28 protein-coding genes and 1 riboswitch are annotated in these 24,796 nt (G+C 70.9%); of the genes, 8 read left to right on the top strand and 20 right to left on the bottom strand.

Annotated features, from left to right (window positions below; translation table 11 throughout):
• Nucleotides 1-44: 44 nt before the first annotated feature.
• The 18 genes from AXK60_RS23440 to AXK60_RS23525 form a co-directional block, all read right to left on the bottom strand.
• Complete coding sequence (locus tag AXK60_RS23440) at nt 45-659, bottom strand: TetR/AcrR family transcriptional regulator (RefSeq protein ID WP_068575320.1); 615 nt, start codon at nt 657-659, stop codon at nt 45-47.
• 26 nt (nt 660-685) lie between these two features.
• Entirely contained in the window at nt 686-1,015 is a 330-nt protein-coding gene (locus AXK60_RS23445; RefSeq protein WP_068574936.1) for a hypothetical protein, read from the bottom strand.
• A gap of 15 nt (nt 1,016-1,030) precedes the next feature.
• Nucleotides 1,031-2,476, bottom strand: coding sequence for an NADH-quinone oxidoreductase subunit NuoN (gene nuoN / locus AXK60_RS23450; protein ID WP_068574937.1), 1,446 nt, complete (start codon nt 2,474-2,476; stop codon nt 1,031-1,033).
• Nucleotides 2,473-3,951, bottom strand: coding sequence for an NADH-quinone oxidoreductase subunit M (locus AXK60_RS23455; protein ID WP_068574938.1), 1,479 nt, complete (start codon nt 3,949-3,951; stop codon nt 2,473-2,475). Before AXK60_RS23455 ends, nuoN begins: the two co-directional genes overlap by 4 nt.
• On the bottom strand, nt 3,948-5,825 hold the full coding sequence (nuoL, locus tag AXK60_RS23460; protein WP_068574939.1) for an NADH-quinone oxidoreductase subunit L: 1,878 nt from the start codon (nt 5,823-5,825) through the stop codon (nt 3,948-3,950). The genes AXK60_RS23455 and nuoL overlap by 4 nt, the downstream gene beginning before the upstream one ends.
• Before the next feature lie 3 nt (nt 5,826-5,828).
• Nucleotides 5,829-6,128, bottom strand: a complete 300-nt coding sequence (nuoK, locus tag AXK60_RS23465) for an NADH-quinone oxidoreductase subunit NuoK (protein ID WP_068574940.1) — start codon at nt 6,126-6,128, stop codon at nt 5,829-5,831.
• Nucleotides 6,125-6,925: an NADH-quinone oxidoreductase subunit J gene (locus AXK60_RS23470; protein WP_068574941.1), complete on the bottom strand. Its 801-nt coding sequence runs from the start codon at nt 6,923-6,925 to the stop codon at nt 6,125-6,127. The genes nuoK and AXK60_RS23470 overlap by 4 nt, the downstream gene beginning before the upstream one ends.
• On the bottom strand, nt 6,922-7,425 hold the full coding sequence (gene nuoI, locus AXK60_RS23475) for an NADH-quinone oxidoreductase subunit NuoI (protein ID WP_068574942.1): 504 nt from the start codon (nt 7,423-7,425) through the stop codon (nt 6,922-6,924). Before nuoI ends, AXK60_RS23470 begins: the two co-directional genes overlap by 4 nt.
• Nucleotides 7,418-8,740 carry an NADH-quinone oxidoreductase subunit NuoH gene (gene nuoH, locus AXK60_RS23480; RefSeq protein WP_068574943.1) on the bottom strand — a complete coding sequence of 441 codons (1,323 nt, stop codon included), beginning with the start codon at nt 8,738-8,740 and terminating at the stop codon, nt 7,418-7,420. Before nuoH ends, nuoI begins: the two co-directional genes overlap by 8 nt.
• Entirely contained in the window at nt 8,737-11,082 is a 2,346-nt protein-coding gene (locus AXK60_RS23485; RefSeq protein ID WP_068574944.1) for an NADH-quinone oxidoreductase subunit G, read from the bottom strand. Before AXK60_RS23485 ends, nuoH begins: the two co-directional genes overlap by 4 nt.
• A complete protein-coding gene (gene nuoF, locus AXK60_RS23490) occupies nt 11,079-12,419 on the bottom strand; it encodes an NADH-quinone oxidoreductase subunit NuoF (protein WP_068574945.1) in 1,341 nt (446 codons plus the stop codon). The genes AXK60_RS23485 and nuoF overlap by 4 nt, the downstream gene beginning before the upstream one ends.
• A complete protein-coding gene (gene nuoE, locus AXK60_RS23495; RefSeq protein WP_068574946.1) occupies nt 12,416-13,150 on the bottom strand; it encodes an NADH-quinone oxidoreductase subunit NuoE in 735 nt (244 codons plus the stop codon). Before nuoE ends, nuoF begins: the two co-directional genes overlap by 4 nt.
• Complete coding sequence (locus AXK60_RS23500; protein ID WP_068575322.1) at nt 13,147-14,406, bottom strand: NADH-quinone oxidoreductase subunit D; 1,260 nt, start codon at nt 14,404-14,406, stop codon at nt 13,147-13,149. The genes nuoE and AXK60_RS23500 overlap by 4 nt, the downstream gene beginning before the upstream one ends.
• A 26-nt stretch (nt 14,407-14,432) precedes the next feature.
• On the bottom strand, nt 14,433-15,155 hold the full coding sequence (locus AXK60_RS23505; RefSeq protein ID WP_068574947.1) for an NADH-quinone oxidoreductase subunit C: 723 nt from the start codon (nt 15,153-15,155) through the stop codon (nt 14,433-14,435).
• On the bottom strand, nt 15,152-15,706 hold the full coding sequence (locus AXK60_RS23510) for a NuoB/complex I 20 kDa subunit family protein (RefSeq protein WP_068575321.1): 555 nt from the start codon (nt 15,704-15,706) through the stop codon (nt 15,152-15,154). The genes AXK60_RS23505 and AXK60_RS23510 overlap by 4 nt, the downstream gene beginning before the upstream one ends.
• 118 nt (nt 15,707-15,824) lie before the next feature.
• On the bottom strand, nt 15,825-16,187 hold the full coding sequence (locus tag AXK60_RS23515) for an NADH-quinone oxidoreductase subunit A (RefSeq protein ID WP_068574948.1): 363 nt from the start codon (nt 16,185-16,187) through the stop codon (nt 15,825-15,827).
• Between the two features lie 138 nt (nt 16,188-16,325).
• Nucleotides 16,326-16,721 (bottom strand): DNA-binding transcriptional response regulator, encoded by a 396-nt coding sequence (locus AXK60_RS23520; protein WP_068574949.1) that lies wholly within the window; start codon nt 16,719-16,721, stop codon nt 16,326-16,328.
• Between the two features lie 28 nt (nt 16,722-16,749).
• Nucleotides 16,750-17,796 (bottom strand): isopenicillin N synthase family dioxygenase, encoded by a 1,047-nt coding sequence (locus AXK60_RS23525; protein ID WP_068575323.1) that lies wholly within the window; start codon nt 17,794-17,796, stop codon nt 16,750-16,752.
• A 151-nt stretch (nt 17,797-17,947) separates the two neighbouring features.
• On the opposite strand from AXK60_RS23525, the gene eno reads away from it, so the two are divergent.
• From eno to AXK60_RS23550, 5 genes are all read left to right on the top strand, one after another.
• Entirely contained in the window at nt 17,948-19,231 is a 1,284-nt protein-coding gene (gene eno, locus AXK60_RS23530) for a phosphopyruvate hydratase (RefSeq protein ID WP_068574950.1), read from the top strand.
• A 35-nt stretch (nt 19,232-19,266) separates the two neighbouring features.
• Nucleotides 19,267-19,686, top strand: a complete 420-nt coding sequence (locus AXK60_RS23535; RefSeq protein ID WP_082778214.1) for an FtsB family cell division protein — start codon at nt 19,267-19,269, stop codon at nt 19,684-19,686.
• Nucleotides 19,686-20,213: a DUF501 domain-containing protein gene (locus tag AXK60_RS27455; RefSeq protein WP_068574952.1), complete on the top strand. Its 528-nt coding sequence runs from the start codon at nt 19,686-19,688 to the stop codon at nt 20,211-20,213. The genes AXK60_RS23535 and AXK60_RS27455 overlap by 1 nt, the downstream gene beginning before the upstream one ends.
• Complete coding sequence (locus tag AXK60_RS27460; RefSeq protein ID WP_068574953.1) at nt 20,210-21,184, top strand: Ppx/GppA phosphatase family protein; 975 nt, start codon at nt 20,210-20,212, stop codon at nt 21,182-21,184. Before AXK60_RS27455 ends, AXK60_RS27460 begins: the two co-directional genes overlap by 4 nt.
• An 89-nt stretch (nt 21,185-21,273) precedes the next feature.
• Entirely contained in the window at nt 21,274-21,555 is a 282-nt protein-coding gene (locus AXK60_RS23550; protein WP_068574954.1) for a hypothetical protein, read from the top strand.
• A gap of 33 nt (nt 21,556-21,588) precedes the next feature.
• Here AXK60_RS23550 and AXK60_RS23555 read toward each other — a convergent pair whose 3' ends face one another.
• Nucleotides 21,589-21,903, bottom strand: coding sequence for a DMT family transporter (locus tag AXK60_RS23555; RefSeq protein WP_068574955.1), 315 nt, complete (start codon nt 21,901-21,903; stop codon nt 21,589-21,591).
• 18 nt (nt 21,904-21,921) lie between these two features.
• Nucleotides 21,922-21,983, bottom strand: a riboswitch (guanidine-III (ykkC-III) riboswitch).
• A 72-nt stretch (nt 21,984-22,055) separates the two neighbouring features.
• On the opposite strand from AXK60_RS23555, the gene AXK60_RS23560 reads away from it, so the two are divergent.
• A complete protein-coding gene (locus AXK60_RS23560; RefSeq protein WP_068575324.1) occupies nt 22,056-22,637 on the top strand; it encodes a dihydrofolate reductase family protein in 582 nt (193 codons plus the stop codon).
• Between the two features lie 60 nt (nt 22,638-22,697).
• Nucleotides 22,698-23,666 carry a mechanosensitive ion channel family protein gene (locus AXK60_RS23565; RefSeq protein WP_068574956.1) on the top strand — a complete coding sequence of 323 codons (969 nt, stop codon included), beginning with the start codon at nt 22,698-22,700 and terminating at the stop codon, nt 23,664-23,666.
• A gap of 19 nt (nt 23,667-23,685) precedes the next feature.
• On the opposite strand, the gene AXK60_RS23570 is transcribed toward AXK60_RS23565, so the two are convergent.
• Entirely contained in the window at nt 23,686-24,066 is a 381-nt protein-coding gene (locus AXK60_RS23570; RefSeq protein ID WP_068574957.1) for a hypothetical protein, read from the bottom strand.
• Nucleotides 24,067-24,184: 118 nt separating this feature from the next.
• Here AXK60_RS23570 and AXK60_RS23575 point away from each other — a divergent pair, with 118 nt between their 5' ends.
• Nucleotides 24,185-24,751, top strand: coding sequence for a dihydrofolate reductase family protein (locus AXK60_RS23575; protein ID WP_068574958.1), 567 nt, complete (start codon nt 24,185-24,187; stop codon nt 24,749-24,751).
• The last annotated feature ends 45 nt before the right edge of the window (nt 24,752-24,796 follow it).

Here is a 24,796-nt window from a genome sequence, read left to right on the forward strand (position 1 = left end):
GTGACGTCACCGTCGCCCCGCCCCGTCCGGCAGGTCCGGTTCTTCTAGGCCTCGGGCTCGCTCCGCTGGCTGGGCTCGATGGCGACGGGGTTCTCCTTGAGGCCGATGAGCCCGTACCAGGACAGGTTCACGATGTGGGCCGCCACCGCCTCCTTGGGCGGATTGCGCACCTCCAGCCACCACTGAGCCGTCATCGCGACCATCCCGACCAGGGCCTGCGCGTACAGCGGCGCGAGCTCGGGGTCGAGGTTCTTGTTCTCGAACTCGCTCTCGAGGTGGATCTCCACCTGGCCGACCAGGTCGTTGAGCAGCGTCGAATAGCCGCCGGTGTGCTCGACGGAGCTGTTGCGGGTGAGGATGCGGAAACCGTCGGAGCGCTCCTCGACGTAGGTGAGCAGCGCGAGGGTGATCTGCTCGATCCGCGTCTTGGAGCGGTCCTCGAGCAGCGCCCTGGAGAACACCTCGAGCACCATCTCCATCTCGCGGTCCACGACCACGGCGTAGAGGCCCTCCTTGCCGCCGAAGTGCTCGTAGACCACCGGCTTCGAGACCCCCGCCTTCGCCGCGACCTCCTCGATCGTCGCGGCCGCGTACCCGCGGTCGGCGAACACCGACCGCGCGGTGTCGACGAGCTGATTGCGGCGTTCCGCCGCGGTCATCCGCTTGCGGGGCTTGGCGGTCGAGGTCACGGTGTGTCCGCGTCGGGTGCCCCGGCACCGGTGTCCGGGCCCGACGGTGCCGCACCGTCGGCCTCCGAACGCTTCGCCTGCGTCGCGACCTGCGCCCGGTAGGCCGCCTCCGCCTTGTCGTGCTGGCGCTTGATGTAGCGGCTGGCGAACAGCAGGCCCACGAAGAAGAGCAGCTCGAAGACGATCGCGACCCCGTACAGCACCCGCTGCGTCGTGTTCTGCGCGTCGGACAGGCGCCAGATCAGCACCGCCAGCACCAGCAGCAGGACTGCACCCATGGCCTTCAGGTTGAGGCCGTTGCTGAACGGAAGCGGCTTGTCACTCATGGGTGACGATTCTACTTACCGGCCCGAGAACACCGTGATGTCGGCGAACAGGTCCAGCAGCGGCTGGGGGAACAGGCCCAGCGCGACCACCGCCACGATGCCGAGCGCGATCGCGAAACCGGTCATCGGGTCCACTCGGGGCACGTCCGGCGCGAACTCGTGCGGGGGCGCGAAGTACATGGTCATGAGCACTCGGATGTAGAACACGGCGGCCAGCGCGCTCGCCAGCACGCCCACCACCACGAGCCACCCGCCGCCGCGCTGCGCCGCCGCGGTGAACACGGCGAACTTGCCGGCGAACCCGCCGGTCAGCGGGATGCCGGCGAAGGACAGCAGGAACAGGGCCATCGCGCCCGCCAGCCACGGGCGGGTGCGGCCCAGCCCGGCCCACCGGTCCAGATCGCCCACCTCGACGGTGCCGCCGTCCGGCCTGCTCTCGCGGACCGCGCCGGCTACCGCGAACGCGCCGACGGTGCTCAGGCCGTACACCGCCAGGTAGAAGCACACCGCGCCGGTGCCGCGGACCGTCCCCGCGTACACGCCGATGAGGAGGAAGCCCGTGTGCGCGATGGCCGAGTACGCCAGGAGTCGCTTGACGTCCGACTGGGTGACGGCGATGACCGAGCCCACGATCACGGTGACCACTGCGACCACCGCGATCACCGGGCGCCAGGGCACGTCGCGGAAGGCGATCGGGGTGAGCCGCAGAATCACGCCGAACGCGGCGATCTTGGTCGCCGCCGCCATGAAGGCGGTCACCGGTGTGGGGGCGCCCTGGTAGACATCGGGCACCCACGAGTGGAACGGGACCGCGCCCACCTTGAACAGCAGCCCGACGCCGATCAGCGCCGCGCCGAGGGTTCCGAGGACGGCGTCCTGCGGCACCGCCGCGAGCGAGGTCGAACCCGTGGCGGCGAACCGCAGCGCGACGCCGAACAGCAGGATCGCCGAGCTGAACGCGCCCAGCAGGAAGTACTTCAGCGCCGCCTCGAGCGGGAGCAGCCCGCGCCGTTTAGCGAGCGCGCACAGCAGGTACAGCGGTAGCGAGAAGACCTCGAGCGCGACGAACAGCGTCAGCAGGTCCTGAGCGGAGACGAAGGCGAGCATGCCGCCGAGCGCGAAGAGGGTGAGCGGCACCGCCTCTGTGTGCGTCAGCGAGTCGTACCGTCCGACCATCAGCGCCAGGGCGGGCAGCGTCGACACCAGCAGTAGTCCCTGCAGGGCGAGGGAGAGCCCGTCGTCCGCGACGGAACCGGCGAGGACCGCGCGGGGCCGCGCCCCGGCGTCGGCGAGCAGCGCGACGGCGATCAGGGCGGCGAACACTGCGCCCCCACCGAGCACCGCGTGCATCTTCGCGCGGAGCCCGGCCGGCGCGAAGGCCTCCACGAGCACGCCGAGGATCGCCGCACCGAACACGATCAGCGCGGGCGCGATCTCCGCGTACTCGACGGACGGGTTCATCGCGCGACCTCCGCGACCGTGGGCGAGACGGACGGGTTGATCGCGTCCAGCGCCGGGGCGGGGAACAGGCCCAGCGCGAACAGCGCGACCACGAGTGGGACCAGCACGATCAGCTCGCGCGGCCGGGCATCGTCGACGGTCCGCGTCACGGCTTCAGGGGCCGGGCCGGTGAACATGCGCTGGTAGGTCCACAGGACGTACATCGCGGACAGCACCAGCGCGATCACGGACACGATCGCGGCGATCGCCCACCGCGGATAGGTCCCCACCACCACGAGGAGTTCGGAGACGAACGGGCCGAGGCCGGGGAGCGAGAGCGTCGCCAGGCCGGCGATGAGGAACACCGCGCCCAGTTTCGGGGCGCGCGACCACACGCCGCCGAAGTCGGCGATCTCGCGGCTGCCGCGCCGCGCGACCAGGATCCCGGCGGTGAGGAACAGCGCGGCGGTGGCCACGCCGTGGTTGACCATGTAGAGCACGGAGCCCGCCTGGGAGTCGCCGGTGCGGGCGAAGACGCCCAGGATGATGAAGCCGAAGTGGCTGATCGAGGTGTACGCGATGAGCGACATCACATCGCTCTGGCCGATCGCCAGGATCGCGCCGTAGACGATGCCCACCACGGCCAGGGCGGCGATCCACGGCGCGAACCGGGCGGCGGCGTCGGGGAACAGGGTCAGGCAGTAGCGCAGCATCGCAAAGGTGCCCACCTTGTCGACGATCGCCATCATCAGTACGGCCGTCGGCGGATTGGTCTGCACCGCGGCGCCGGGCAGCCAGGTGTGCAGCGGCCACAGGGGCGCCTTCACGGCGAAGGCGAACAGGAAGGCCAGGAACATCAGGTCCTGGCCGATGCCGGGGCCGGGTCGGGCACCGTCGATCAAGGCGCGCAGGTCGAAGGTGCCGGACGCGGCGTACAGGCCGACCACCGCGGCCAGCATGATCAGCCCGCCGGCGAGGTTGTACAGCAGGAACTTCACGGCGGCGTGCGCCCGGACCGTCGGATCGCTTCCGGTACCACCGAATCCGGCGAGGAGGAAGTACAGCGGGATCAGCATGGCCTCGAACAGCAGGTAGAACAGCAGCACGTCGGTGGTGACGAAGCTGACCAGCACCATCGCCTCGACCGCGAGCGTCAGCGCGACATAGGTTCCCGCCCTGGAACTCCCGGGGTCGGTCTCCTTCCACGCGGCCAGCAGCAGGATCGGCAGCAGCGCCGCCGTGAGCAGGACGAGGACCAGCCCGGTGCCGTCGAGCCCCAGCCGGTAGCCCGCGCCGAAGGACGGTATCCACGAGTGTGATTCGACGAACTGGAAGCCGCCCGCGGGATCGAAGGCGCAGGCCAGTCCGATGCCGATCGCCAGCGCGAGCAGGGACGCCGCCAACCCGATCCACCGCGCCGCACGGGGCACGGCCGCCGCGGCGATCGCGCCGACCGCCGGCGCCGCCCACAGCAGCGTCAGCCACGGCGCGCTCATGAGAGCCACACCGCCGCGGCGCCGATGAGCACCGCCGTCCCGGCCAGCATGGTCAGCGCGTAGCTGCGGGCGTACCCGGTCTGCGAGCGGCGCAGCAGTAGCGAACCCACGTGCACGCCCGCGGGGATCGCGTCCACCGCACCGTCGATCCCCTTGCGCTCCACCGTGACCAGCGCCGCCGTCGCCGCCTGCCCGGGCCGCATGAACAGGGTCTCGTTGACCGTGTCGCCGTACAGGTCCTGCCGGGCGGCCCGGGTCACGGCGCTCACGTCCGACGGTGCCTCGACCGGCACCGTGCGCGTCGCCCGGACCGCGACGGCCACGCCGATCGCGACGGAGCCGAGGACGAGCGCGGTGACCGCCCACGCGGGGATCGCGTGGTGCGCCTCGGGAGCGGAACCGACGGCGGGCGCAAGGAAGTCGGTGATCCTGCTGCCGATCACCAGGAAGGCACCGGCACCGATGCTCCCGAGGGCCAGCACGACCATCGGCGCGGTCATCACGCTCGGCGACTCGTGCGGGTGGGTGCCCTCGTGCCAGCGGGGCGATCCGAAGAAGGTCAGCACCATCACCCTCGTCATGTAGAAGCCGGTGATCCCCGCGCCGAGGATCGCGATGCCGCCCAGCACGATTCCCCAGAACCCGCCGCGGCCGAGCGCCGCCTCGATGATCCCGTCCTTGGTGTAGAAGCCGGACAGCGGTGGAACGCCGATGATCGCGAGGTAGCCGAGGCCGAAGGTGACCGCGGTGACCGGCATGAGCCGGCCCAGCCCGCCGTACCGGCGCATGTCGGTCTCGTCGTCCATGCCGTGCATGACCGATCCGGCGCCGAGGAAGAGTCCCGCCTTGAAGCAGCCGTGCGCCAGCAGGTGCGCGATCGCCAGGGCGTATCCGGCGGGGCCGAGTCCCGCGGCCAGCACCATGTAGCCGATCTGGCTCATCGTGGACGCGGCCAGGGCCTTCTTGACGTCGTCCTTCGCGCAGCCGATGATCGCGCCGAACAGCAGCGTGATCGCGCCGACCGCGAGGACGAAGCCCTGCGCCACCGGAGCCGCTTCGAAGACCGGTCCGCAGCGCACGATGAGGTAGACACCGGCCGTGACCATCGTGGCGGCGTGGATGAGGGCGGACACGGGAGTGGGGCCCTCCATCGCGTCGCCCAGCCAGCTCTGCAGGGGTACCTGCGCCGACTTCGCGCACGCCGCGAGGAGGAGCAGCAGGCCCAGCCACGTGATCGTGCCCTCGCCCGCCTCGCCGGCGCGGGGCAGGAACTCGCCGAAGGTGGTGGTGCCGAAGGTCATGAGCGTGACGGCGACGGCCAGCGCCAGTCCCATGTCGCCGACGCGGTTGACGATGAACGCCTTCCGCGCCGCGGTGGCCGCCGAGGGCTTGTGCTGCCAGAACCCGATGAGCAGGTACGAGGCCAGGCCCACGCCCTCCCAGCCGAGGTACAGCACCACCAGGCCGTCCGCGAGGACCAGCACCAGCATCGCGCCGAGGAACAGGTTGAGGTAGCCGAAGAACCGGCGCCGCCCGGCGTCGTGCGCCATGTAGCCGATCGAGTACACGTGGATCAGCGTGCCCACGCCCGTGATCAGCAGCGCGAAGCACACGGACAGCTGATCGAGCCGCAGCGCCAGGTCCACCGACAGGTCGCCACCCGAGAACCAGTGGTAGAGCACGGTGCTCACCGACCGATCGGTGGCCGCGCGGCCGAGCAGCAGCACGAAGGCGATCACCGCTACCACGAAGGACGCCGCCGCGATCGCGGTCCCGAACAGGTGCCCCCACGCATTCGTACGGCGCCCGCCGAGCAGCAGCACCGCCGCTCCGGCGAGGGGGATCAGCGGCAGAGCCGCGAGGAGTCCGCTCATGTCTCACCGCCTCAGCAGGTGCGGCTCGTCGACGGACACGGACCGCCGGACCCGGAAGATCGCGATGATGATCGCCAGCCCCACGACCACCTCGGCGGCGGCCACGACCATGGTGAAGAAGGCCAGCACCTGTCCCTGCGGCACGGCGTGGATCCGGCCGGCCGTCACGAGCGCGAGGTTGGCGGCGTTGAGCATGAGCTCGACGCACATGAACACGACGATGGCGTTGCGGCGCAGCAGCACCCCGGCGGAGCCGATCGCGAACAACAGCGCCGCGAGGTACAGGTACAGGTGTGGATTCACGACGACACCTCGCTCCCGTCCGGGGTCCGGGCGTCGTCCCGCAGGGTCGACGGTGTCTCGTCGTCCAGCGTGTTCGCGCGTCCGGGCAGGGCCCGCCGCTGTTCGGGGGAGCGCGGGACGAGCGTGTGGTTGACGGAGTCGGGAGCGGGCGTACCGTCGGGCAGCAGGGCGGGGAGGTCGACGGCGTTGCCGAGCGCGTACACCCCGGGATTCGGCAGCGGGGTGGCCCGGCGGCCCTCGCGGAATCGGCGGATCGACTGCTCGCGTTGGGAGAGCGCGGTGGAGAGCTTCTCGCGGTGGGCGAGGATCATCGCGCCGAGCGTCGCGGTGATGAGCAGTGCTGCGGTGAGCTCGAACGCCCAGAGGAAGCGCACGAAGACGGTGTCGGCGAGGGCCTCGACGGAGTTCGGCGGGTACGGCGACCTCGCGCGGCCGGGGTCCGGGGCGGGCAGCACGGCGCGGGCCACGAGACTGATCAGCAGGATGCCGAAGCCGAGTCCGGCGACGGCGGCCGCCACGCGGTGCCCGCGCAGAGTCTCCACCAGGGAGTCCGAGGAGTCGACGCCCACGAGCATCACCACGAAGAGGAACAGCATCATCACGGCGCCGGTGTAGACCACGATCTGTACGACGCCGAGGAACAGGGCGCCCTGCGCGATGTACGCCACCGCGAGCAGGATCATGGTGGCGGCCAGGCAGAGTGCCGAGTACACGGCCTTGGACGCGAGGACCACGCCCAGCGCGAACAGCACCGCCGGCACGGCCACGATCCAGAAGGCCCATTCCTCTCCGGTCACTCGTCCACCTCGCCCCGGTAGTAGTCGGCGGCGGTGAGGCCCTCGCGCAGGGCGTGCGGCGGGGGCTGCTCGCCCTCGTGCAGCGGGGCGAGCAGGTCTTCCTTGTCGTAGATGAGCGCGCCGCGGTCGCGGTCGGCCATCTCGTAGTCGTCGGTCATGGTCAGCGCGCGGGTGGGGCACGCCTCCACGCACAGCCCGCAGCCGATGCACCGCAGGTAATTGATCTGGTACGTACGCCCGTACCGTTCACCGGGGGAGTAGCGCTCCTCCTCGGTGTTGTCGGCGCCCTCCACGTAGATCGCGTCGGCGGGGCAGCTCCACGCGCACAGCTCGCAGCCGATGCACTTCTCCAGGCCGTCGGCGTACCGGTTGAGCTGGTGCCGGCCGTGGTACCGGCCGGCCACGGGCGCCTTCTGCTCCGGGTAGTTCTCGGTGACCGGCTTGCTGAACATCGTGCGCAGGGTCACGCCGAACCCGGCGAGTCCGAGGGGATCAGCCATGGGACGCCTCCTTCGCGTGGGCCTCGCTCGGCAGGGCTCGTCGGGCGGGTTCGGGCAGGTACTGGCCGGGCATCGGCGGCACCGGGAAGCCGCCGGCCAGGGGATCGAAGGGCAGGGAGAAGGTCTCGGGGTCCGGACGGGGCTCCGGTTCCGTCTGGCGACGGTGCCGCAGCACGAGGATCGCGAGCACGGCGAGGGTGAAGACCAGCGAGACCGCGGGGGCGAGCACCGACGCGTCGTGCCCCGCCAGTGCCCACGCCTGGACCGCCCCGGCGACGAGCACCCACACCAGCGCGGTGGGGATGAGCAGTTGCCAGCCGAACCGCATGAACTGGTCGTAGCGCAGGCGCGGGAGGGTGGTGCGCAGCCAGATGAAGCCGAACAGGAAGCACCACACCTTGCCCACGAACCAGATCACCGGCCACCAGCCGGAGTTCGCGCCGTCCCACATGTTCAGCGGCCACGGCGCGTGCCAGCCGCCGAGGAACAGTGTGGTCGCCAGCGCCGAGACGGTGGTCATGTTCACGTACTCGGCGAGCATGAACATCGCGAACTTCAGCGAGCTGTACTCGGTGTGGAAGCCGCCCACCAGCTCGCCCTCCGCCTCGGGGAGGTCGAAGGGCGCGCGGTTGGTCTCGCCGACCATCGACACCACGTAGACGGCGAACGAGGGCAGCAGGAGGAAGACGTACCAGGTGCCGTTCTGGGCGGCCACGATGCCGGACGTGGCCATCGTGCCGGCGTACAGGAACACCGCGGCGAAGCTCAGGCCCATCGCCACCTCGTAGCTGATCACCTGGGCCGTGGAGCGCAGGCCGCCGAGCAGCGGGTAGGTCGAGCCGGACGACCAGCCCGCCAGCACGATGCCGTACACGCCGATGCTGGTGATCGCGAGGATGTAGAGCACCGCGACCGGAAGGTCGGTGAGTTGCAACGGCGTCCGCGTACCGAAGACCGACACCTCGGGGCCGAACGGGATCACCGCGAACGCCATGAACGCGGGGATGGTCGCGATGATCGGCGCGAGCAGGTACACGGGCTTGTCCACACCGGCGGGGGTGATGCCCTCCTTGAGCGCCAGCTTGATGCCGTCGGCCAGGGACTGCAGGATGCCGAAGGGGCCCACCCGGTTCGGCCCGTAGCGGTGCTGCATCCGCGCCATGACCTTGCGCTCGATGAGGATCGCGGCGAGCACCGTCAGGACGAGGAACGCGAAGACCGCCACCGCCTTCGCGAGGACCAGCCACCACGGGTCGCGGCCGAACGCGGACAGGTCGACGGGGGCGTGCGGCCCGAGTGTGAGCGTGCGGGTCATCGCGGGTACCCCCACTGATTGATCGACACGACCGAACCGGAGGTGGCCCGGAGCGTCTCGAACACCGCGCTGCCCGGCGAGTTCTGCGGCACCCACACCACGCGGTCGGGCATCTCCGTGATCATCAGTGGCAGCGTGATCGAGCCGTGCCGGGTGGAGACGACGACGAGGGAACCGTCGGGCACCTGGATCTCGCGGGCGGTGTCCGCCGACAGTCGTGCGACCGGACGCCGAGCCGTCGCCGCGAGGTCCGGCTCACCGTCCTGCCCGCGCCCCAGGTCGAGGAGTTGCCGCCACGACGCGAGCAGCGCCTCGCCCGGCCCGGGAGTGCCGACGGTGGCGGCCCTGGCGGGCACGGGCCGCCGGGGCGGCCGGACGGTGCCCAACTCGCGCAGGGCGGCGGCGGCACCGTCGACGTCCGTGAAGCCGAGGTCGGCGCGCAGGGCGCGGGCGAGGACGGCGAGCACCCGCGCGTCGGCGAGCGCGCCCGGTGCGGGCAGGGCGGCGCCGAAGGCCCGCGCGCGCCCCTCCCAGTTTCGGAAGGTGCCGGAGCGCTGGGTCACCGTCGCCACGGGGAGCACCACGTCGGCGCGGGCGGTGACCTCGGACTCGCGCTGCTCCAGACTCACCACGAACGCCGCGTCCAGGGCCCGGCGCGCCGCGTCGGGGTCGGGAAGGTCGGTGATGTCGACGGCGCCGCACACCAGAGCGGGAAGATCGCCGGCGGCCGCAGCCGCGAGGATGCCGGCGGTATCGCGGCCCGGACCCTCGGGAAGCGGACCGCCCCAGAAGGTCTCGAGCTCGGTCCGGTGCGCCTGGTTGGCCGTGAGCCGACCGCCGGGGAGCATCCCGGCGAGGGCGCCCGCGTCGACCGCACCGGGCTCCCCGGCGCGGCGCGGGATCCACGCGAGCCGCGCTCCTGAGGTCTCCGCCAGAGCGGCGGCGGCGGCGAGCGCACCGGGCGACTGCGTGAGCCGCTCGCCCACGAGGACGACCGATCCCTCACCGTGGAGGCGCTCCGCCAGCGACGGATCGGTGAGCGCGGCGGGCTCCCCGCCGGGCGCGCAACTGATCAACTCGCCGTCCAGGCGGGACAGGCCACGGGAGGCGAACGGCGCGATCGACAGCACCCGGGTGCCGCCCGCCCGCACCGACTTCCGCAGCCGCAGATGCACGATGGGCGATTCCTCCTCGGGCTCGAGGCCCGCGAGCAGCACCACCGGCGCACGTTCGAGGTCGGCGTAGGTCACCCCGCCCGCGGTGCCCGAGGCGAGGAAGGCCGCCTCCTCCGCGCTGTGCGGCCGGATCCGGAAGTCGATGTCGTTCGTGTGCAGCGCGATCCGCGCGAAGGTGGAGTACGCGTAGAGGTCCTCGACGGTGCCGCGGCCTCCGGCCAGGACTCCCGCGGCGCGGCCGGCCAGGCCCTTCGCGGCTGCGGCGATCGCCTCGGGCCACGAGGCCGGGGCCAGCGCACCGTCGGCGCCGCGCACCAGCGGCGTGGTCAGCCGGTCCGGTTGCGTGGCGTAGGCGAAGGCCCAGCGGCCCTTGTCGCAGCTCCACTCCTCGTTGACCTCGGGGTCGTCGCCGGCCAGGCGGCGCAGCACCTCGCCGCGCCGGTGATCGGTGCGCAGGCCGCAGCCGCTGGCGCAGTGCTCGCAGGCCGATGGCGTGGACGTCAGGTCGAAGGGCCGGGCGCGGAACCGGTACGTGGTGTTGGTGAGCGCGCCCACGGGGCAGATCTGCACCGTGTTGCCGGAGAAGTACGAGTCGAGCGGCTGATCGCCGGCGACGCCCACCTGTTGCAGCGCACCGCGATCCATGAGCTCGATGAAGTCGTCGCCCGCGATCTCCTCGGAGAAGCGGGTGCAGCGCGCGCACAGCACGCACCGCTCGCGGTCGAGCACGATCTCGGCGGACAGCGGGATCGGCTTGGGGTAGGTGCGTTTGTCGGCGGCCGGGAAGCGGGAGACGGCGCGACCGGCGGACATGGCCTGGTTCTGCAGCGGGCACTCGCCGCCCTTGTCGCACACCGGGCAGTCGAGCGGGTGGTTCACCAGCAGCAGTTCCATGACGCTGCGCTGCGCGCCGGCCGCGGCCGCGGACGTGGCCTGTGTGCGCACCACCATGCCCTCGGTCACCGTCGTGGTGCAGGAGGCGAGCGGCTTGCGCTGACCCTCCACGTCGACCAGGCACTGCCGGCACGCGCCCGCGGGCGCGAGGAGCGGGTGGTCGCAGAACCGGGGGATCGCGATGCCCAGCTGCTCCGCGGCGCGGATCACGAGAGTCCCTGCGGGGACCTCGATCTCGACGCCGTCGATATTGGCCCGGACCGTCTCGCTCATAGCGCACCTCCCGGAACGGGCGCCTCGCGCAGGGATGCCGCGGGGTCGAAGGGGCACCCGCCCTCCGCGACGTGGCGCTCGTACTCCTCACGGAAGTACCTCAGCGAGGACATGATCGGGCTCGCGGCGCCGTCGCCGAGAGCGCAGAAGGCCTTGCCGAGCACCCCGTCCGCGACGTCCGCCAGGGTCTGAAGATCCTCCGTGCGGCCCTCGCCCTCCTCGAGCCGGCGCAGCAGCCGCACCAGCCAGTAGGTGCCCTCGCGGCACGGCGTGCACTTCCCGCACGACTCGTGCGCGTAGAACTCGAGCCAGCGCAGCACCGCCCGCACCACGCACACGGTGTCGTCGAAGACCTGCAGCGCCTTCGTGCCCAGCATCGAGCCGACGCCGGCGACGCCCTCGTAGTCCAGGGGCACGTCGAGATGCTCGGCCGTCAGCAGCGGGGTCGACGAACCGCCGGGCGTCCAGAACTTGAGTTCGTGCCCGGGACGGACTCCGCCGGCCAGCTCGAGCATCTCCCGCAGCGTCACGCCCAACGCCGCCTCGTACTGGCCGGGGCGGACCACATGGCCCGACACCGAGTACAGCGTGAATCCGGGCGACTTCTCGCTGCCCATTGTGCGGAACCAGTCCGCGCCGTTGGCCAGGATCGCCGGAACACTCGCGATCGACTCGACGTTGTTGACGCACGTCGGCGAGGCGTACAGGCCCGCGACGGCGGGAAAGGGCGGACGCAGCCGCGGCTGGCCGCGACGGCCTTCCAACGAGTCCAGCAGCGCCGTCTCCTCGCCGCAGATGTACGCGCCGGCGCCGCCGTGCACCACCAGGTCGACGCTGAACCCGCTCGGGCCGATGGGCTTTCCCAGGTAGCCGGCGGCGTACGCCTCGGCGACCGCCGCGCGCAGGCGTCGCTGCACGCCGAGCACCTCGCCGCGCACGTAGATGAACGCCTGCCGCGCGCGGATGGCGTACGACGCGATGATCACGCCCTCCACCAGGGTGTGCGGCGTCGCGAACATGAGCGGCATGTCCTTGCACGTTCCGGGTTCCGACTCGTCGGCGTTCACCACCAGATAGTGCGGCTTGTCGGCGCCGGGCTTCGGGGGTTCACCCTCGCGCAGCTGCGGGATGAAGCTCCACTTCAGGCCGGTCGGGAAGCCCGCGCCGCCGCGGCCCCGCAGGCCGGACTCCTTCACCAGCTCGATGACCTCGTCGGGCGACAGGGCCAGCGCGCGGTCCAGACCGGCGTACCCGCCCGCTGCGCGGTAGGCGTCGAGGGTCCACGGTTCGGGGTCGCCCCAGTGCGCGGAGAGGACCGGGGTCAGGTGCGCGGTCATGACGGGGCACCTCCCTCTGCCTCCCGTGCCGCCCGCAGGCCGGCCATCGTCGGGGCGCCGCCGGCGCCGGACGCCGAGACCGCTCCGGGCCGGGTGTCATCGAAACCCGCCAGCAGCCGGGCGGTCTCACGGAAGGTGCCCAGCGGAGCGCCGCGGGTGGGCGACGGTGCCCGGCCCGCTCGGAGCGCGTCGACCAGCTCGCGGGCGCCGGCGGTCGTCTGGTCGTCGAAGAACTCCCAGTTGACCATCACGACCGGTGCGTAGTCGCAGGCCGCGTTGCACTCGATCCGCTCGACGGTGACCGAGCCGTCCTCGGTGGTGCCGCCGGGGGCGATGCCGAGGTGGTCGCAGAGCGAGGCGAGGATCGCGTCGCCCCCGAGGACCGCGCACAGCGTGGTGGTGCACACGCCGACCAGGTACTCGCCGGTGGGCCCGCGCCGGTACATCGAGTAGAAGGTGGCCACGGAGACCACCTCGGCCGCAGTCAGTCCCAGTGTGCGGGCGCAGAACTCGATGCCCGCCGGGGTGATGTACCCGTCCTCGGACTGCACGAGGTGCAGCAGCGGCAGCAGGGCCGATCGGGATTCGGGGTAGCGTGCGACCAACTCCGCCGCGTCGGCGGTCAGTCGCTCGGCCACGTCGGCCGGGTACTCGGTGGGCGCGCCGGGGCGGTACAGCTGCACCGACTCCTGCGGCCGCGCACCGAATTCGAGGAAGACGGGTTCGCTCATCGGTCCACCCCTCCCATCACGGGATCGATGCTGGCGACGGCCGCGATCACGTCGGAGACCATGCCGCCCTCGCACATCGCCGCCACCGCCTGCAGATTCGTGAACGACGGATCGCGGAAGTGCACCCGGTACGGGCGGGTACCGCCGTCGCTCACCGCGTGCACCAACAGCTCCCCGCGCGGCGCCTCCACTGACACCGCCACCTGCCCGGGCGGCACCGCGAAGCCCTCGGTGACCAGCTTGAAGTGGTGGATCAGGGATTCCATGGACTCGCCCATGATCTCCGCGATGTGGGCCCGCGAATTGCCCAGCCCGTCAGGCCCCACCGCGAGGTCCGCCGGCCAGCCGAGCCCCGCATCGTCGATCATGACCGGCCCGGGAGCGAGCCGGTCGAGGCACTGTTCGACGATGCGCAGCGACTCGGTCATCTCCAGTACCCGGATCAGGTAGCGGCCGTAGCAATCGCAGCCGGTATCGGTGATCACGTCGAACTCGTAGTCCTCGTAGCCGCAGTAGGGCTCGCTGCGCCGGAGGTCGTGCGGCAGGCCGGCGGAGCGCAGCACCGGCCCGGTGATGCCCAGCGCCATGCACCCGGTGAGGTCGAGGTACCCGATGTCCTTGGTGCGGGCGATCCAGATCGGGTTCTCGGTGAGCATCGCCGACATCGCGGCGAGCTGCTTCGGCAGTGTCTTCAGCAGGTTCCGGATCTGCGGGACGGCCTCCTCGGGCAGGTCGGCAGCCACGCCGCCGGGCCGGATGTACGCGTGGTTCATCCGCAGCCCGGTGATGGTCTCGAAGACGTCGAGGATCTGCTCGCGGATCTCGAACCCCTTGAGCATGGGGGAGACCGCGCCCAGTTCCATGCCGCCGGTGGCCAGCGCCACGAGATGGCTGGTGATCCGGTTGAGCTCCATCAGCATCACGCGAATCACGGTGGCGCGCTCCGGGATCTGCTCGGTGACGCCGAGCAGCTTCTCGACGGCGAGGCAGTACGCCGTTTCGTTGAACAGCGGGGCCAGATAGTCCATGCGGGTGACGAAGGTGGTGCCCTGGGTCCAGGTGCGGAACTCCAGGTTCTTCTCGATACCCGTGTGCAGGAAGCCGATCCCGCACCGCGCCTCGGTCACCGTCTCGCCGTCGAGTTCGAGGATGAGTCGCAGGACCCCGTGCGTGGACGGGTGCTGCGGGCCCATGTTGACGACGATCCGCTCCTGGCCGATGGCCTCGGCCGCGATGTCGTCCCAGTCGGAACCCATCGCGGTGAACTCGCTCTGGTCCGTGGTCACGAGTACGACCTCCGGGTGTCGGGCGCCGCGACCTCGGCGCCGTGGAACTGAACGCCGATGCCGCCCAGCGGGTAGTCCTTGCGCTGCGGGTGGCCCTCCCAGTCGTCCGGCATCTCGATCCTGGTCAGCGACGGATGCCCGTCGAAGACGATGCCGAAGAAGTCGAAGGTCTCGCGCTCGTGCCAGTCCGTCGTGGGGTACACCGCGAACAACGACGGGACGTGCGGATCGGTGTCGGGACAGGAGGTTTCGAGGCGCAGCCGCCGGCCGTGCGTGATGGACTGCAGGTGGGTGACCGCGCGCAGCTCGGCGCCCGCGTCCTCCGGGAAGTGCACACCCGAGGTGCCGAGGCACATCTCGAACCGCAGATCCGGCCGATCACGCAGGAGTCGCGCCACCGTCACGACGTGCTCCCGCGGCACGCGCAGCGTCACCTCGCCCCGATGCACGACGACCGCGCCGAGAGCCTCGGCGAGCCCGGGCGCACCGTCGGCCTCCGCGAGTGCGTCCCGCAGACCCGCTAGTACCCCCTCGTAGCCGTCGGGCAGGGGCTCGGAGCCCGGCCCGGGCATGGCGACCGGACGGGTGATCCGGCCGTACCCCGAGGTGTCGCCGGTGCCGCCGCTGAACATGCCGGTGCGGGTGCGCACCACGTCCGGCTGCGGTCCGGCGGGCTCGACGGTGCCGCCCGCCTCGGGGCCCTCGGAGGAGTCGGTCATCGCAGCAGGCCCTTGAGCTCGATCGTGGGTCGTGCGGCCATCGCGGCTTCCTCCGCGGCCCGCCGGGCGGACTCGCGGTTCACGCCCATCGGCGTCTCGGCCACCTTCTCGTGCAGGGCCAGGAGCGCGTTGAGCAGCATCTCGGGACGCGGCGGGCAGCCGGGGAGGTAGATGTCCACGGGCACCACGTGATCCACACCCTGCACCACCGCGTAGTTGTTGAACATGCCGCCCGAACTGGCGCAGACCCCCATGGCCAGCACCCATTTCGGCTCCGCCATCTGGTCGTACACCTGCCGCAGCACCGGCGCCATCTTCTGGCTGACGCGGCCCGCGACGATCATCAGGTCCGCCTGCCGCGGCGACGCGCGGAAGGCCTCCATGCCGAAGCGGGCGATGTCGAATCGCGGGCCGGTGGTGGCCATCATCTCGATCGCGCAGCACGCCAGCCCGAACGTGGCCGGCCACAGCGATCCCTTCCGCGCGTACCCCGCCACCACCTCCAGCGTGGACAGCAGGAAACCGCCTGGAACCTTGTCCTCTATGCCCACGACCACACCCCGCTCCCGACGGGTCCGTCAGCGTGGCGCACCTCGGGTGCCACGTCCACTCCACGGCCTGATTCGCTCCCGACGGGTCCGTCAACGTGGCGCACCTCGGGTGCCTCCCTCAATCCCACGTGAGTCCTCCCCGTCGCCACTCGTACGCGTAGGCCACCGTGACGTTGACCAGGAAGAGGCCCATGGCGAGCAGGCCGTAGGTGCCCAGCACGTCGAAATGCACGGCCCACGGATAGAGGAAGACGATCTCGATGTCGAAGATGATGAACAACATCGCCGTCAGATAGAACTTCACCGGAAACCGGCCACCCCCCGACGCGGGTTCGGGGGACGGGTCGATGCCGCACTCGTAGGCCTCGAGCTTCGCGCGATTGATCCGGCGGGGCCCCACGAAGCGGGCGACGCCCACGGAGAACACGGCGAAGGCGGCCGCGATCGCCCCCAGTACGAGGATGGGCACGTACAGGTTCACGGCGATGCTCCTTCCGCGGTGTCAGCGAAATCCCCGTCAGCAGAACCGGTTAGGTTCCCCTGAGTGAAGTTGTGAGCTACATCACAACTATAGGTCCAACGTTTGATCGGGGTGGGGTTTTGGGGCGAGCGTGTCGACTCAGAGCGTGGCCGTCGCGAGCAGGCGGCCCGCCGCCTCCGCGAGCTCGAACGGGTCGAGGGGGTGGCTCACCCAGTCGTCGGCCTGGGACCAACGTGCCAACCAGCCGTCCGCGCGCCGCGCGGTGATCACGAGCAGCGGCGGGCACGGTTCGATCTCGTCGCGCACTTGCCGGGCGAGGCCCATCCCGCCCGTCGGGGATGATTCACCGTCGAGCACCACCAGGGCGACCCCGCCCTCGTCGAGCCGCGCGATGACGGCCTGCGCGGTGGCCGCCTCGAGCACCGTGATCGGAGGTCTGTCCGGCGCGGGCCGGGCGCCCAGGGCGGCGGTGATCTCCGCGCGGTGCCGCGCGTTGGAACTGTAGACGAGGACGAGCGGGGCTGCGCCGGTCATGGTCCCCACGATAGGGACGCAGGTCGGGTTACGAAGCGGTTTGCGGGTAGTGCCGCGCCGCGACATCCGGGTGCGCGCGCAGGCGGCTCTTCCAGGCGTTCTCGCCGTAGGTGTCGAAGATCGGGTTGTCGGGGTCGACGGTGACCCCCGTCCGCAGGTCCGCCGGGAGAGGTAGGTGCGGCATCCGCGCCGTCACGGCGGGATTGAAGAAGTACGGCACCGAGATCCGGTCCCCGCCCGCGCGGCGGTTCACCACCCGGTGTTCCGTGGCATGCAGGTAGCCGTCCGTGCCGACCTCGAGCATCTCGCCGATGTTGACGATGAACGCGCCCGGCATCGGTGGCACGTCGACCCACTCCCGGGCGCCCGGCGGCAGGACCTGGAGCCCCTCCGAGTCGGGATCGACGAGCAGCAGAGTCAGGACGCCCGAATCCTTGTGCGCGCCGACGCCCTGATCCGAGTCCGTGCCCGCGGGGTACCGGACGATCTTGATGAGCGTCGCCGGCTCGACGGCGAAGGCGGCGTCGAAGACCTGCGGGTCGGCGCCCAGTGATCGGGCCCACGCCCGCAGCAGCGCGCGGGAGACGCGTGCGAGGTCGGCGTCCCAGCGCTCCATCACCGTCCGCAGAGCGGGGAGCGCGGCGGGCCACTGGTTCGGGCCGATCAGGTTCAGGTAGTCCGGTCCCGCGGGGACGGAGGCCGACGGTGCCGCGCTCTCCTGTCCGTGCTCGTCCGGGGCCACCGTGGTGCTCGGGGGACGCGCCGGGCTCACGCCCTCCTGTCCGAGGTCGATCTGCTCCCGCCAGTCCACCGCCCCGCGGGTGAGCTCTCCGCCGAGCCGCGTGTAGCCGCGGAAGTGGGGTGAGTTCGTCATCGCGATCGCGTCCTTGTCGGCCTGCGGGAGCGCGAAGAATTCGCGCGCCAGTGCGAGCACCTCGTCGATCCGCTCGTGCGCGACGCCGTGCCTCGTCAGGTAGAAGAAGCCGACGTCGTGCGCGGCGGCACGGACGGCACCGTCGAACCGCTCGGGTTCCGTATCGAGCAGAGACAGGTCGAGGACGGGGACGGCGCTCATGGCCGCAGGGTAGCGCCGGACGCGCGCGGTATGAACGGATTCGATCGGTGTGATCGCACTATCGTGCGCGCCGGGCTTCGTGTCACGACCGCCGGGCACTAGGCTTGCCGGTGAGTTGCCCCCGAGCTCGGCCAGTGCATAAGGAGAGACCGTGTCCGAAATCATCCAGGTAGGCGCCCGCGAGATCCTCGACTCCCGTGGCAACCCCACGGTCGAGGTGGAGATCGTTCTGGCCGACGGCAGCTTCGCCCGCGCGGCGGTGCCGTCCGGCGCGTCCACCGGTGAGCACGAGGCCGTGGAGCTGCGTGACGGCGGCGACCGCTACCTGGGTAAGGGCGTGACGAAGGCCGTCGAGGGCGTGCTCGAGGTCATCGCGCCCGAGGTGATCGGCATCCCCGCCGACGAGCAGCGGATCATCGATCAGACCCTGCTCGACCTGGACGGCACCCCGGACAAGAGCCGCCTCGGCGCGAACGCGCTGCTCGGTGTCTCGCTGGCCGCCGCGAAGGCAGCCGCCGAGTCCGCCGCGCTGCCGCTGTTCCGCTACCTGGGCGGCCCGAACGCGCACATCCTGCCCGTGCCGATGATGAACATCCTCAACGGCGGCGCGCACGCGGACAGCGGCGTGGACGTGCAGGAGTTCATGGTCGCGCCGATCGGCGCGGAGACCTTCAAGGAGTCGCTGCGCTGGGGCGCCGAGGTCTACCACTCGCTCAAGTCGGTGCTCAAGAGCAAGGGCCTGAACACCGGCCTCGGCGACGAGGGCGGCTTCGCCCCGTCGGTCGCCGGCACCCGTGAGGCGCTCGACCTGATCTCCGAGGCCATCGGCAAGACCGGCCTGAAGCTGGGCTCCGACGTGGCGCTCGCGCTGGACGTCGCGGCCACCGAGTTCTACACCCCCGAGGGCTACAAGTTCGAGGGCAAGGTGCTCAGCGCCGCCGAGATGGGCGAGTTCTACCGCGGCCTGGTCGGGGAGTTCCCGCTGGTCTCGATCGAGGATCCGCTGTCCGAGGACGACTGGGAGGGCTGGGTCGACCTCACCGACGCCATCGGCGACAAGGTGCAGCTCGTCGGCGACGACCTGTTCGTCACCAACCCGGAGCGCCTCGAGGACGGCATCGCCCGCGGCGCCGCGAACGCGCTGCTGGTGAAGGTCAACCAGATCGGCACCCTGACGGAGACCCTGGACGCCGTCGCGCTCGCGCACAACAACGGCTACAAGTCGATGATGAGCCACCGTTCGGGCGAGACCGAGGACACCACCATCGCCGACCTCGCGGTCGCGGTGGGCAGCGGTCAGATCAAGACCGGAGCCCCGGCCCGCAGCGAGCGCGTCGCCAAGTACAACCAGCTGCTGCGCATCGAGGAGGAGCTGGGCGACGCGGCGCGGTACGCCGGCGACACCGCGTTCCCGCGCTTCGAGTTCAACAGCTGACCGATCGATAGCCAGAGCAGAAGGAGCACAGCACCGTGAGCAGCAGGTCCCGCCTCGTGCGAACCCCGTCCGGCGGCGAAGGCCGTTCGGATGGACGGAGTGCGGGGCGCACCGTCGTGCTGTTCCTGGTGCTGTGCGTCCTGGCGCTCACCCTCGCGGTGCCCGTGCGGACGTACCTGTCCGAGCAGGCGCGCGAGGACAAGGTGGCCGCCGAGCACGCGCAGCTGCTCTCGGACATCGCGCGGCTCGAGGAGCAGAAGCGGTTGCAGGACGATCCCGAGTACATCAAGGCGCAGGCCAGGATCCGGCTCCAGTACGTGATGCCGGGGGAGACGCCGTACCGCGTGCAGGTGCCCGGGGCGCCTGCGCCTTCGATCGAACAGGTCGAGGCGGAACAGGCCAAGCAGAACCCGTGGTACACCAATGTCTGGCGCACGATCGCGGTGCCGCACTGATGAATGGATCCGTTGTCGCCCAGGCGGACCTGGACCGGGTCGCCGAGCAGTTGGGCCGCGCCCCGCGCGGCGTCCTCGCCGTCGCGTACCGCACGCCCGACGGCGAGCCCGCCGTCGTCAAGACCGCGCCGCGGCTGCCCGACGGTACGCCCTTCCCGACGCTGTACTACCTGACGGATCCGCGGCTCACGGCCGAGGCGAGCCGGCAGGAGAGCGCGGGCATCATGCGCGAAATGGAGGCGCTGCTCGCCGCCGACGAGTCGATCGCCGAGAACTACCGCGCCGCCCACCGACACTATTTGGAGTCGCGGAACGCGTTGGAGGACCTGGGAACCGACTTCACCGGCGGCGGCATGCCGGACCGGGTGAAGTGCCTGCACGTCCTCATCGCGTACGCGCTCGCCGAGGGGCCCGGCGTCGTCCGCCTGGGCGACGAAGCCGTGGCCCTCGCCGCCGCAGCCGGCCTGTGCGGCACCGCTGTCCCCGCCGACTGGCCCGAGCCGCAGTTCCCCTGGGGCGGCCGGTGAGCTCGTCCTTCGCGGGCGTCGTCGCGGCGATCGACTGCGGCACCAACAGTATTCGCCTCTACGTGGCGCGCTCGGAGCCGGGCGCCGCCGGGCTCGTGGAGCTGCACCGGGAGATGCGGATCGTCCGCCTCGGCCAGGGCGTGGACGCGACCGGCGAATTCGCCGCCGAGGCGCTCGAGCGGGTCCGTGTCGCGCTGGACGAGTACGTCACCACGGCCGTGGATCTCGGCGCCGAGCGGGTGCGCATGGTCGCGACCTCCGCCGCCCGCGACGTATCGAACCGGGAGGTCTTCCTCGAGCTCACCGCCGCCGCCCTGGGGCGGATCACGCCCGGTGCACGGGCCGAGGTGATTCCCGGGAACGAGGAGGCCGAACTGTCGTACCGCGGGGCCACGGTAGGGCTCGCGTCCGTGGATCCTGCGCTCGTCGTGGATCTCGGCGGCGGATCGACGGAACTGGTGGTCGGGTCCGGTGGCGCCGTGGCACATGCGTTCTCGGCCGACATCGGCTGCGTGCGGATCACCGAGCGCGCGCTGCACACCGATCCGCCGCCTCCCGCCGAGGTCGCCGAGGCGACCCTGCACATCGACGCCGCGCTCGACGGGGCGACCGCCGTCGTGCCGCTCGAGGGCGTGCGCACCTGGATCGGCGTCGCCGGCACCTTCACCACGCTGGCCGCGCTCGCGCTCGGCCTCGACGAGTACGACCCCGTCCGGATCCACGGCGCACGAGTTCCGCTCAGCGACCTCGGCGTCCTCTGCCGGCGCCTGGTGCGGATGACCGCCGCTGAGCGACTCGCGCTGGGCCCCATGCACCCCGGCCGCGCCGACGTGATCGGCGGCGGTGCGCTGGTCGCGCTGCGCCTCGCCGAGCGGCTCGCCGCGGTCGGCGTCACCGAGCTGGTCGTGTCGGAGCACGACATCCTGGACGGCGTCGCCATGGGGCTCGCCGACGCCGCCCCCGCGAATTAACGCACTGTTGACGAACTCACAGCCTCGCGGCAGCGCGCGGGGAGGTTTCGTCGCCTAACGTCATCTGCGTACGGCGAAGGGAGTCGGAGATGAAGAACGTTGCTGCGGAGGGCGTGATCGTGGTGCTGGACGGCACCGATGCGACAGCCCGCCTGGTGAGTGACCTGTGCTGTTCCGGGACCCGAGTCACGGCCGTCGGATCGAACTTCCGCGACGTGGTCTCCGTGCTGTCGGGCGATGTCTACGCCCTGGTCGCCGATCTCGGCGACCCGGAGCAGTGGGAGACCGCGGTGCGCCGCGCCGAGGCGCGGCACGGCACCGTCGACCGCGTGCTGGATCCCGGCAACCGGCTGGCCGTCCGCGCGGCCTGAGCGCCGGTGGGCGCCGGCACGGGTCCGGCGGCGTCAGTGGGCGAGCTTGAGCCCGATGACGCCGCCCACGATGGCCATGATGCAGACGACCTTGACCAGCGACGCGGATTCCGCGCCGGTGACCATCGCGTAGACGACGGTGAGGGTGGCGCCGATGCCGACCCACACGGCGTACGAGGTGCCGACCGGCAACTCTCGCATCGCGTACGCGAGCCCGCCCATGCTGGCGATGAGAGCGACGCCGAACACGATCGACGGTGTGAGGCGGGAGAATCCCTCGGACTTGCCGAGCGCGGTGGCCCAGACGGCCTCGAGAACACCGGATACAACGAGAACGATCCATGCCATGATGCGAACCTCCTCAGGTTCGCACCGTCTTTTCGCTGGCCGGGTACGGTGCGCCTCGTCCGGATGTCCTTCGACGTCCCTGAGGGTACCCGAGCCCGCGCGGTTGGCAACTCGGGTGATCGCGGCGCGGATCGGCGATTAGGGTGATCGGCATGGCACGCGAACTGGTCTACACCGGCTTCATCACCCTCGACGAGGTTGCGGACTCGCCCGGCGGGACCGTCGAGGGCCACCGCAGCGGCGGCTGGGTCGCGCGGCACGAGTTCCTGCCGGATGCCTTCTCGCTCAAGGGCGAAGAGCTGGGGGAGACCACCGCGCTGCTGTTCGGGCGGCGCAGCTACGAGGCGTTCGGCGCGGTGTGGCCGCGGTCCGGGGACCACGCTGCCTACCGCGACCTGCCGAAGTACGTCGCCTCCACGACGATCGGCGAGGGCGACCTCGTGGACGGCTGGGGCGAGACGACGATCCTGCGCTCCGCCGCCGATGTCGCCGCGCTGAAGGAGTCCGAGGGCGGCTCGATCTTCATCCACGGCAGCCCCGAGCTCGCCCGGAACCTCGCGGACGCCGGTCTCATCGACCGGTACAACCTCCTCGTCTTCCCGTACCTCCTCGGTGCGGGCAAGAGCATCTTCGGGCGCGCGGACCGCGACGCCACCGCGCTGCGCCTGCGGGAATCGGAGGCGTACCCGAACGGCGTGCTTAAGGTGGTCTACGACGTGGTTCACCAACACTGATCCGCCCAGCCGCCGTTGGCGGAACTTGCGTGTCACGCGAGCGTCCGTACCGTCGGGGGCATGTCCGACCTGGCTCTGCAACTCAGTGAGAACGGACGACAGTGGTTGATCCACAGGCCCCTGGAGATCGGCCTGTACGTCGTCCTCGCCATCGTGGTGCGCTTCATGCTGCATCGGGGGATCGACCGGCTCGTCCGCGGCAACCGCCGCGGAGAGGACACCGCCCCACGACGATTCGGCTTGGGCAGACTCGGCGGCGGGAAGATCCCTGCGGTGCGGCGGCGCACCGTCGACGATCCCGGTAAGGCGCAACGGGATCGGGAGAACCGCGCCCGGCGGGCACAGCGGGCCGAGACCATCGGCTCGGTGCTGAAGTCCGCGGTGTCCTTCCTCGTGCTGATCTGGGTCGTCATCCAGTCGCTGGCGATCCTCGGGGTGAACGTGGCGCCGCTCATCGCGTCGGCCGGCGTCGTGGGTGTCGCCCTCGGCTTCGGTGCACAGAACCTGGTGCGAGACTTCATCTCCGGCATCTTCATGTTGGTCGAGGATCAGTACGGCGTCGGTGACGTCGTGGACGTCGGTGAGGTGACGGGCACCGTCGAGACCGTGGGCCTGCGGATCACGACGGTGCGCGACGTCCAGGGAACGCTCTGGTACGTGCGCAACGGAGAGATCATGCGCGTGGCCAACTTCAGTCAGGACTACGCGGTCGCCTTCCTGCAGTTGCCCATCTCGTACTCCGCCGACGTGGACCTCGCCTGCCGCGTCGCGCTCGAGGCCGCTCTGGAGGCTGTGGGTGAGGAGCCGCTGTCGGAGGACGTGCTCGGCGCCCCCGACATGCTGGGTGTCGACGGTGCCACCGCCGACCGTGTGAGCATCCGGTTGACGGTGCGGGTGCGGGCGAACCGTCAATGGGCGGTCGAGCGCGAGCTGCGGCGCCGGATCCTGCGCGCCTTCGACGAGAACGACGTCGCGCCGCCGTACCGCACCGGGCTCCCCGTCTCGATCGGAGCCGAACGATCCGAGTGACGGTCGCGGCGCGTGTCGGTCAGGCCGGGCGGACCTTCCGGTGTTCGTCGCAGCGCCAGCAATCGTAGGAGGTATGAGCCTCGGGGATGTCGTTCGCAGCGCCGCAACGGGGGCACGTGAAACGCCGCCGGCCCTCCATGACCGGACGGACGTCGACGGTGCCCGGGCGCGGCGCGACGGGGCGTCCCCGGTCCTCGCGGGGTGCGACGAGGGCGAATCCCGGCCCGAGCGGACCGAGGAAGAACAGGGTGGTGAAGAAGAAGCCGAAGCCGCTTCGGCCACGGATCTCCGCGATCACGCCGGCTATCACGGCACTGAAGAACCACGCTGTGGCGACCGCGATCAGGGGGCCGGTCGTGAATGCGGCGAGAGTCGTCCCGATATCGTCGGTGACCTCCATGATTTCCTCCCGGTTCGGCGGCTGTGCAGGAATCTTCACGCGCAGCGCCGCTTTCCGGACCGAAACGGTGGAGAATGCAGGCGACCGAAGACGTTCACGACGAGGTGGTGAATCGCTGATGCGCAGCGTGACCTATTCCCTGAGCACGTCGGCGGACGGGTACATCGTGGGGCCGGACGGCACCTTCGATTGGTCCCAGCCCGACGAGGAGGTGTTCCGGTTCGCCACCGACGAGGTCCGCGGGCTGGATGTGCACCTGATGGGACGGAAGCTGTACGAGACGATGCTGTACTGGGACACCGCCGAGGAGACCCAGCCGCTCGACGCCGACGAGCGCGTCTTCGCCGCGCTGTGGAAGGCGCTCCCCAAGGTCGTCTTCTCGCGCACGCTCACCGAGGTGCACGGCGCCAACACCCGCCTCGCCGACGGCGATCCGGCGGAGGAGATCGCGCGGTTGCGCGCCGAGCCGGGCGAGGGCGGCATCGGCGTCGGTGGTGCAGGCCTCGCCGCGGAGGCCGCCCGGCTGGGACTCATCGACGAGTACCGCGTCCGGGTGTACCCGGTGCTGGTCGGCGGCGGAACTCCCTATTTCCCGCAGCAAGGGCGGATGACCGCGCTCGAGCGGATGGGCTCCCGCACCTTCGACTGCGGCGTCGAGTTCGTGCACTACCGGGTGGCGCGATGACGGTTGCTGTGAAACGTCACGACGAACATCTCCAGTGTCAGGCCG

This window comes from Tsukamurella pseudospumae, assembly GCF_001575195.1.
GTDB classification, from domain to species: domain Bacteria; phylum Actinomycetota; class Actinomycetes; order Mycobacteriales; family Mycobacteriaceae; genus Tsukamurella; species Tsukamurella pseudospumae.

Coding starts and splice junctions, on each gene's coding strand:
- AXK60_RS23440 (WP_068575320.1), bottom strand. CDS start 659: ATGACCGCGGCGGAACGCCGCAATCAGCTCGTCGACACCGCGCGGTCG.
- AXK60_RS23445 (WP_068574936.1), bottom strand. CDS start 1,015: ATGAGTGACAAGCCGCTTCCGTTCAGCAACGGCCTCAACCTGAAGGCC.
- nuoN (WP_068574937.1), bottom strand. CDS start 2,476: ATGAACCCGTCCGTCGAGTACGCGGAGATCGCGCCCGCGCTGATCGTG.
- AXK60_RS23455 (WP_068574938.1), bottom strand. CDS start 3,951: ATGAGCGCGCCGTGGCTGACGCTGCTGTGGGCGGCGCCGGCGGTCGGC.
- nuoL (WP_068574939.1), bottom strand. CDS start 5,825: ATGAGCGGACTCCTCGCGGCTCTGCCGCTGATCCCCCTCGCCGGAGCG.
- nuoI (WP_068574942.1), bottom strand. CDS start 7,425: ATGGCTGATCCCCTCGGACTCGCCGGGTTCGGCGTGACCCTGCGCACG.
- nuoH (WP_068574943.1), bottom strand. CDS start 8,740: ATGACCCGCACGCTCACACTCGGGCCGCACGCCCCCGTCGACCTGTCC.
- AXK60_RS23485 (WP_068574944.1), bottom strand. CDS start 11,082: ATGAGCGAGACGGTCCGGGCCAATATCGACGGCGTCGAGATCGAGGTC.
- nuoF (WP_068574945.1), bottom strand. CDS start 12,419: ATGACCGCGCACCTGACCCCGGTCCTCTCCGCGCACTGGGGCGACCCC.
- nuoE (WP_068574946.1), bottom strand. CDS start 13,150: ATGAGCGAACCCGTCTTCCTCGAATTCGGTGCGCGGCCGCAGGAGTCG.
- AXK60_RS23500 (WP_068575322.1), bottom strand. CDS start 14,406: ATGGGTTCCGACTGGGACGACATCGCGGCCGAGGCCATCGGCCAGGAG.
- AXK60_RS23505 (WP_068574947.1), bottom strand. CDS start 15,155: ATGACCGACTCCTCCGAGGGCCCCGAGGCGGGCGGCACCGTCGAGCCC.
- AXK60_RS23520 (WP_068574949.1), bottom strand. CDS start 16,721: ATGACCGGCGCAGCCCCGCTCGTCCTCGTCTACAGTTCCAACGCGCGG.
- AXK60_RS23525 (WP_068575323.1), bottom strand. CDS start 17,796: ATGAGCGCCGTCCCCGTCCTCGACCTGTCTCTGCTCGATACGGAACCC.
- AXK60_RS27455 (WP_068574952.1), top strand. CDS start 19,686: ATGAATGGATCCGTTGTCGCCCAGGCGGACCTGGACCGGGTCGCCGAG.
- AXK60_RS23550 (WP_068574954.1), top strand. CDS start 21,274: ATGAAGAACGTTGCTGCGGAGGGCGTGATCGTGGTGCTGGACGGCACC.
- AXK60_RS23555 (WP_068574955.1), bottom strand. CDS start 21,903: ATGGCATGGATCGTTCTCGTTGTATCCGGTGTTCTCGAGGCCGTCTGG.
- AXK60_RS23560 (WP_068575324.1), top strand. CDS start 22,056: ATGGCACGCGAACTGGTCTACACCGGCTTCATCACCCTCGACGAGGTT.
- AXK60_RS23565 (WP_068574956.1), top strand. CDS start 22,698: ATGTCCGACCTGGCTCTGCAACTCAGTGAGAACGGACGACAGTGGTTG.
- AXK60_RS23570 (WP_068574957.1), bottom strand. CDS start 24,066: ATGGAGGTCACCGACGATATCGGGACGACTCTCGCCGCATTCACGACC.
- AXK60_RS23575 (WP_068574958.1), top strand. CDS start 24,185: ATGCGCAGCGTGACCTATTCCCTGAGCACGTCGGCGGACGGGTACATC.